We start from the raw sequence: 7,376 nt of genomic DNA, 5'->3' as shown, positions 1-7,376 counted from the left end.
CTAAATTCCATACTTAGTGAAAGAAAGTGAGAGTTGCCATGGCTCAGCAGGAAATAAAGAAATATATTACTCCAGATGGATACACAGCAGATATTGCAATTTTTACTATTACTACAAAGAAAACGGCAGAGAAAGCCCCTCCTGAAATGTTTTTGAAGCTATTATTAATCAAACGTGCCTCAAAAGATAAGGAAGGAAGCCCAAATGTTGAAGGGGATAAATGGGCTTTACCCGGAGGCTTTGTCAATGCTTCCGAGACTGCCTATGAAGCAGCCAAACGAGAATTGAAAGAAGAAACGGGCGTAGCTGGATTCCATGTCAAGCATTTCGGGGTTTATGACCGCCCAGGGCGCGATCCCAGGGGATGGATCATATCCAATGCTTTTTATGCAATTGTCCAGGAAGAGTTTCTTCATCAAAGAAAAGCGAATGATGACGCAGCTGAGGTTGAATTGTTCACGATTCAGGAAGCCTTACAATTAGATCTTGCATTTGATCATTATACAATTATTAACGATGCGATGAATGTATTGAAAAAAGAAATGGTGCAAACGACGATAGCCCAAAAATTCCTGCCGGATGAATTTACACTTTCTGAACTGCAACGGGTTTTGCTGACAGCCAGAGATGATGCAAAAATCAGTGCAGACTCCCTTTTTTATGCAAAGGCCCCGAAGCTTCCGTTTTTGGAGAAAGTATTGGATGAAAAGGGAATGCAAAAGAAAACGAAACGTAATTCGTATCGGCCTTCACAGCTTTACCGGTTTAATGCAGAGGTTGTCATGGACTCTATTTACTATTAAGGGGGAATTGGTGAAATGGGAAAAAAGGCATTGATCAATATAGATTATACGTATGACTTCGTGGCAGACGGGGGTTCATTGACCTGCGGGAAGCCAGGTCAGGATATCGAGAAGGAACTTGTCAGTATAACCAAGGAATTTATCAAACAAGGCGAATATACGGTATTCGCTATTGATTTACATGAAGAAGGAGACCGCTTACATCCCGAAGCGAATTTGTTTCCACCGCATAATATTAGCGGTACAATGGGTAGAGACCTATACGGGGCGTTAAAAGAGGAATATGAAACAAATAAAAATCAAAAGAATGTTCATTATATAGATAAAACACGTTATTCGGCCTTTGCAGGAACGGACCTTGATATCCGCCTGCGGGAACGTCACATTACCGATGTATATTTAGTCGGAGTTTGTACAGATATTTGCATTTTGCATACGGCAATCGACGCTTATAATTTAGGCTATAAAATTTTTGTATATGAACATGCAGTGGCCTCGTTCAATGATGCCGGTCACCATTGGGCGCTTGGACATTTTAAAGGGTCTCTTGGAGCAACCATTCTATAATTTCGATTCAAGCAACAGAATAGAAGGGAAGCGAATGCTTCTCTTTTGGGAGGAACTATCCATGGAAAAAAAATACAACGATGACAGTTACGCATTACACACTGACCTATACCAAATTAATATGGCCCAAACTTATTGGCAGGACAAAACACATAACCGCAAGGCAGTTTTCGAGATATTTTTCAGAAAGCTTCCATTTAATAGCGGATATGCGATTTTTGCAGGACTTGAAAAAATTGTCCATTACCTTCAAAACTTTTCCTTCTCGGAAAGTGATATCGACTATTTAAAAAATGATCTGCACTATGATGAAGAATTTTTGAAATATTTGAAGAACATCCGTTTCACGGGAGAGATCCGCTGTATGAAAGAGGGGGAGCTCGTCTTCGGCAATGAACCGATATTACGGGTGGAAGCACCGCTTGGTGAGGCTCAACTCATAGAAACTGCGTTGCTTAACATTGTGAACTATCACACACTCGTGGCAACAAAGGCATCACGCATCAAGCAGGTCATCGGTGAAGAATCTGCCCTAGAATTCGGTTCAAGGCGGGCGCAAGAAATGGATGCCGCAATTTGGGGAGCGAGAGCGGCCTATATTGCTGGCTTTGATTCCACTAGTAATGTACGTGCTGGAAAACTGTTTGGCATTCCGGTTTCAGGGACGCATGCACATTCCATGATCCAAGCTTATAAAGATGAATATACGGCTTTTCATAAATATGCTGTTTCCCATAAAGACTGTGTATTCTTGGTTGATACGTATGATACATTGCGTTCTGGCATCCCGAATGCAATCCGTGTTGCCAAGGAGTTGGGTGATAAAATCAATTTCATTGGCGTCCGTCTTGACAGTGGTGATTTAGCTTACTTATCGAAAGAGGCAAGACGTATGCTTGATGCTGCAGGATTCCATGATGCGAAGATTGTCGCTTCCAATGACCTTGATGAATATACAATCATCAATCTGAAACAACAAGGAGCAAGAATTGACATTTGGGGCATCGGAACCAAATTGATTACGGCTTATGACCAGCCAGCGCTGGGTGCTGTTTATAAAATGGTTTCAATAGAGGGCGAAGATGGGAATATGAGAGATACCATCAAAATTTCTTCTAACCCTGAAAAGGTCACGACACCTGGCCTAAAACGAGTATATCGAATCATCAATAAAGTGAACCATCATGCTGAAGGTGATTATTTGGCGATGGAATATGAGAAGCCGCAGGAGCAGGAAAAATTAAAAATGTTTCATCCTGTCCATACATTCCTAAGTAAATTCGTCACGGATTTTGATGCGGTTGATCTGCATGTGGATATTTTTAAGGATGGAAGTTTGATTTATGAATTGCCGACCATAGATGAAATCAAGGCCTTCACGCAAAAAAATCTCCAAGTATTATGGCCGGAGTACCTTCGTGCCCTTAATCCTGAAGAATATCCGGTAGATCTAAGCCAGGATTGTTGGGATAATAAAATGAGGAATATAGATGAAGTTAAAGCCAAAGTAGAAAGAATGCTAACGAAATGACCTATCTATTTTATTAGAAAGCGGGGAAATGCCAATGCGTCCATTACAAAAAGAAATCGTAAAAAAATTACTTGTCCAACCAACGATCGATCCCGAAGCCGAATTCAGGAAAAGTGTTGATCTATTAAAAGGGTATATGAAGAAAAATACGTTTCTGAAAAGCTTCGTACTTGGAATTTCCGGAGGTCAAGATTCAACACTGGCTGGCTATATTGCCCAAACCGCCGTCAATGAATTAAATGAAGAAACGAATGGCAGCGACTATAAGTTTGTTGCTGTAAGCTTGCCATATGGAGTACAGGCAGATGAAGAAGACAGGCAGCTGGCTTTAAAATTCATTAAGCCAAGCCAAACGGTTACAGTCAACATCAAGGAAGCGGTGGATGCATCTATCAAAGCTGTGGAAGAAGCAGTTTCTGAAAAGCTATCGAATTTCTTAAGGGGAAATGTTAAAGCACGAGAGCGAATGAAGGTGCAATATGATTTAGCCGGGCTGTATAAAGGCGTTGTGCTTGGTACGGATCATGCAGCTGAAGCGATCACAGGTTTCTTTACGAAACATGGTGATGGTGCAGCGGATATCATTCCTTTATACCGTTTAAATAAAAGGCAAGGAAAAGAAATCCTGAAATTCGTCGGTGCTCCTGAGCGCCTTTATACGAAAATACCAACGGCCGATTTAGAAGATGACAAACCGTTACTTCCTGATGAAGTGGCTTTAGGCGTTAGCTATGATGAAATCGATGATTACCTTGAAGGCAAGGAAATCAGAACGGAAGCAGCTGAAATCATCGAAGGATGGTATACTAAAACCGAACATAAACGCAATGAAGCCATCAATGTTTATGATACTTGGTGGAAATAACGAGTGAAATCTTAGATAAGTTATCCCGCATCACATAAGATGCGGGTTTTTTGCAAGACCTAACAAGCACCTTTGCCAACACATCAGTATTGAAAATTTTACCGGCAAGGGAGACCCTACATATGGACATATCCAAGAATATTGAAGCAACGGGAAAGGAAATTGAATTCTCGGGTGTAATCAGTGTGAAAGCGGGAGATGATCTGATTCATAGTTCAGCACATGGCTATTCCAATCGAGCGGACGAAATCATGAATACGACAGAAACAAGGTTCGGTATTGCTTCCGGTTGTAAACTGTTTACCGCGATAGCCATTTGCCAGTTAATACAAAAAGGAAAACTTAGGTTCGATTCTAAACTTAAAGACTGTGTTAGGATCATGTTTCCTGATTTCAATCAAAATGTGACCATACATCACCTCTTAACACACACTTCGGGCATCCCTGATTACTTTGATGAAGAAGTGATGGATGATTTTGAGGAGCTATGGCAGAATAATCCGATGTACCATGTAAAAGGATTAAAGGATTTCCTGCCAATGTTTCAAAATGAGGTGATGATGTTTCAACCCGGGGAAAGGTTCCATTACAATAATGCAGGCTATATTTTATTAGGATTGATTGTTGAGGAACTAACCGGACTTGAATTTACCGAATATATCGACAAGAACATCTTTCTGCCTTGTGAAATGAAAAACTCCGGTTATTTTTCCATGGATCAGCTACCTAAAAATACTGCATTAGGGTACATAGACGAAGAAAATGGAGCATGGAGAACCAACGTTTATTCCCTTCCCATCAAAGGCAGTGCGGATGGAGGGGCGTATATTACCACATCAGATATGTTCAGGTTTTGGGAGGGGTTATTTTCCAATCAGTTACTGAAGCAAGAATATACCAATCTCTTATTGGAAACCCATATTGCTACAGAAGATGATGGGGAATACTATGGCTATGGTATATGGATTCGTAAAAAAAATGACGCGATTTTCAAATACCACCTTATGGGGTATGACCCGGGAGTAAGTTTCAATTCTGCGGTATATCCGGCAAAGCGATTGAGAACCGTCATTACTTCAAATAAAGGCATGGGTCCATACCATATTACTAGAGCGATCGAGAAAGAATTATAAAAATAAATGGAACCTTTCCACTAATGTAGGGTTCCATTGTTTATAGTCAATCTGAATTCATTCAAGTATTTTTTAAGAAAGGGACGAATTCGCATTCAATTGCTAAATTGGTTCCAGAACTTCTGGAGTTCAAGGGAAGAACCCCTTCTGTACCCTTATTCAAGAACGAAGCTTTAATGATGCGGCACACCAATTTTTTATTGTCGGAAATCTTTAAGGAGGTAGCTTTCTTAGGTTTCAAGGCTTTTCCAAACAAAGAATTTGTATATTTAAATATCTTGAAGTAGAGTATATTTAATATACTTTATTTTATCCGGTATTTTCCGATGGAGGTTCTTTTTACATTATGAAGGCAAGATATGAACTAGCGAACATGAACTTAACAGTAAGCAATGTGACTTTACGTAATGCTGCGGATAGCTATGTCCTCTTGAAAGCTGCAGATGATCAAAATAATGAAATCACGATCAAGCTTTCCCACGAACAAGCGGAATTCCTGGAAGCGGAATTAAGGGAAGTAAATCGCCGCCGCAGGGAAAATAGTCCTGATATATCAGGAAATGATCAGGAACGTATTAATGACGACGATTCTTTTAATCTGTTCAGCGTTGATTTATTCAATGAAAATGAATCGAAGTAATCCTCAAATCATATTTGCTTCTCTGTAACCTTGCTTTCGATTTAAGATGATGCTGCAGAGAATCCATCATTCCCGCCAATACAAAACCCGAATTTCCATTTATTGAAAGGCGTTAGGAATGTTTTAAGCAAGGTGACCTATCGTTACCTTTATTTTGATTGCTTGAAAAAATTCTTCACAAATAGGAATATGGATGATAATACAGCAAAAACCATGAAAAATACGATGAACCCCCATAGGCCTATCGCCGCATCTTGAAACTCCATATTTCCTCTGCTGGTAAGGGCTTGCTGTATCTCTATGGCAAATACTAAAACAACCATGACTGTAAAGGTATAAAGGAAAGAGAGTATCGTTATCCCAAAACGCATCCGGGCAATTAAATTAGATAAAAATAACACGAACAAAAATATGATGATACCGATGATTCCCATTATCCAAAAATGCAAATCTTTGTCCGTTGCATTTGAATTTAATGTGTCACTTACAAAGAATAGGATGAAATCGTGAAGATTATTGACGATTTCAGCTAATATCTGGATGATTTCTTTCATTTCTCACACCTCCAATCCTTAGATTATAGCAGGTTATAAATCTATATAGAAGAGGGAAGGTCCTCGAGGCTATCAGACTGACCTTCGGTGGAAGTAATGGGAAATCATAAACATGCTTGGAAACGAAAAAAAACATAAATGAATGAAGAAATCAGTTCATGTAACTTCAGCTAAATAAGGGTAGATTGAACAAAATACATAGAAAAATAAAGTAAATCATGGAAAGCAGGAGTGCCTATTTCCAATGTTTTAACACCTTAGCGATCTAAACCATAATTGTTTTAATCGGAATGCTAGTAAAAAATATTTTTATTTAATGATTTCATGGTTGGGGGAAAAAGTATGAATGATATACATAATCATGTGTTAACAGTAATTGATTTTATGAAAACCGGACACAAAACTTGCTTTGTGAAGGTCATCGGTTTTGATGCTGAATCCGGACAGGATTTTAAAGGTGAAGTTAAATTTGTCGGTGATTTGCCTTTTGGTGATTTGATACATCCCGAGCGGTCACATTTATCCTCCTCTTGCAGGGAATTTGTTCGGGATGACCTGCTGCATAGATACAGTCAAGGGCAATTTGAATGAAGTGTTGGAAGTTTATATAGTGAATCCAAGGGGTTCACTTGTTTAAAATTGGTAAAATGCCGGGTATAAAGAATATGGTATGTAGGAACTTTTTTATGCCAAACTTCTCTTTCAACTGATAAAATAGCATATTTCTCCCTATTTAACTCTCGGACTTTAATCCTTATAATGTTAAATAAGAAAAATATGACAGTTAGTGTAGGATTATACTGTTTTCTGAGGTGAGTTTCATGGTATATGCAGATATTTTGAGTAATATACACTCTGCTATCTCCAGTAAAAAAGCTGATTTAAATGTGAAAATTGAACGATTAGAAAATGCAAAAAACGATATTATAAAAGAACAGAGCATGTGTCTTAACGAGATTAGGAAAATAAAAGAGCCTGAGCTTGGTGGCAGCTGGACAGGGAACCGTTCGGATCACTTTCAGGATGCACGTCATGATGCTTATAATGTGATGTTCAGTATCATTCATGACGATTATGATGATTACCAATGGAAAATAGAAGCGATGATTACAAAGCTGAATGCAGAGAATACGCTTCTTAGCATAGCGGGGAATATAGCCCAAGAAGCCGACTCCCTTTTGAACAAAGGCGAAGAGGCATTTGAGCAGCTGGAAAGTAAAATATCCGATTTAAAAAGGCGGTTGTTTTAATGACGACAATCAAACTGAATCATCCTGCCGTAA

General features: G+C 39.1%; 9 protein-coding genes. 8 read left to right on the top strand and 1 reads right to left on the bottom strand.

Translation table 11 applies throughout. The features are described from left to right. Positions 1 to 38 precede the first annotated feature (38 nt). The 6 genes from AC1DVB_RS24025 to AC1DVB_RS24000 all read left to right on the top strand — a co-directional run bounded on the left by AC1DVB_RS24025 (position 39) and on the right by AC1DVB_RS24000 (position 5,539). Positions 39 to 803, top strand: coding sequence for an NUDIX domain-containing protein (locus AC1DVB_RS24025; RefSeq protein WP_063576326.1), 765 nt, complete (start codon positions 39 to 41; stop codon positions 801 to 803). 15 nt (positions 804 to 818) lie between these two features. Continuing rightward, the gene (locus tag AC1DVB_RS24020; protein WP_095678377.1) at positions 819 to 1,370 is read left to right on the top strand and encodes a cysteine hydrolase family protein; all 552 of its coding nucleotides are present in this window, start codon (positions 819 to 821) and stop codon (positions 1,368 to 1,370) included. 61 nt (positions 1,371 to 1,431) lie between these two features. Continuing rightward, positions 1,432 to 2,901 (top strand): nicotinate phosphoribosyltransferase, encoded by a 1,470-nt coding sequence (locus AC1DVB_RS24015; protein ID WP_034312208.1) that lies wholly within the window; start codon positions 1,432 to 1,434, stop codon positions 2,899 to 2,901. Positions 2,902 to 2,935: 34 nt separating this feature from the next. Next, positions 2,936 to 3,766 (top strand): ammonia-dependent NAD(+) synthetase, encoded by an 831-nt coding sequence (nadE, locus tag AC1DVB_RS24010; protein WP_057277742.1) that lies wholly within the window; start codon positions 2,936 to 2,938, stop codon positions 3,764 to 3,766. A 122-nt stretch (positions 3,767 to 3,888) separates the two neighbouring features. Further along, positions 3,889 to 4,899 (top strand): serine hydrolase domain-containing protein, encoded by a 1,011-nt coding sequence (locus tag AC1DVB_RS24005; protein WP_057277741.1) that lies wholly within the window; start codon positions 3,889 to 3,891, stop codon positions 4,897 to 4,899. Positions 4,900 to 5,245: 346 nt separating this feature from the next. Then, positions 5,246 to 5,539, top strand: coding sequence for a hypothetical protein (locus tag AC1DVB_RS24000; RefSeq protein ID WP_063576323.1), 294 nt, complete (start codon positions 5,246 to 5,248; stop codon positions 5,537 to 5,539). A 149-nt stretch (positions 5,540 to 5,688) separates the two neighbouring features. On the opposite strand, the gene AC1DVB_RS23995 is transcribed toward AC1DVB_RS24000, so the two are convergent. After that, positions 5,689 to 6,093, bottom strand: a complete 405-nt coding sequence (locus AC1DVB_RS23995) for a hypothetical protein (RefSeq protein ID WP_063576322.1) — start codon at positions 6,091 to 6,093, stop codon at positions 5,689 to 5,691. Positions 6,094 to 6,435: 342 nt separating this feature from the next. On the opposite strand from AC1DVB_RS23995, the gene AC1DVB_RS23990 reads away from it, so the two are divergent. Further along, complete coding sequence (locus tag AC1DVB_RS23990) at positions 6,436 to 6,684, top strand: hypothetical protein (RefSeq protein WP_057277739.1); 249 nt, start codon at positions 6,436 to 6,438, stop codon at positions 6,682 to 6,684. A 230-nt stretch (positions 6,685 to 6,914) separates the two neighbouring features. Beyond that, complete coding sequence (locus AC1DVB_RS23985) at positions 6,915 to 7,343, top strand: YwqH-like family protein (protein ID WP_034312189.1); 429 nt, start codon at positions 6,915 to 6,917, stop codon at positions 7,341 to 7,343. Positions 7,344 to 7,376: the final 33 nt, after the last annotated feature.

The sequence above is a fragment of the Peribacillus sp. P4_D6 genome, assembly GCF_056401795.1.
The sequence above is the reverse complement of the archived record's forward strand: the minus strand, read 5'-3'. Positions and strand labels throughout refer to the sequence as shown.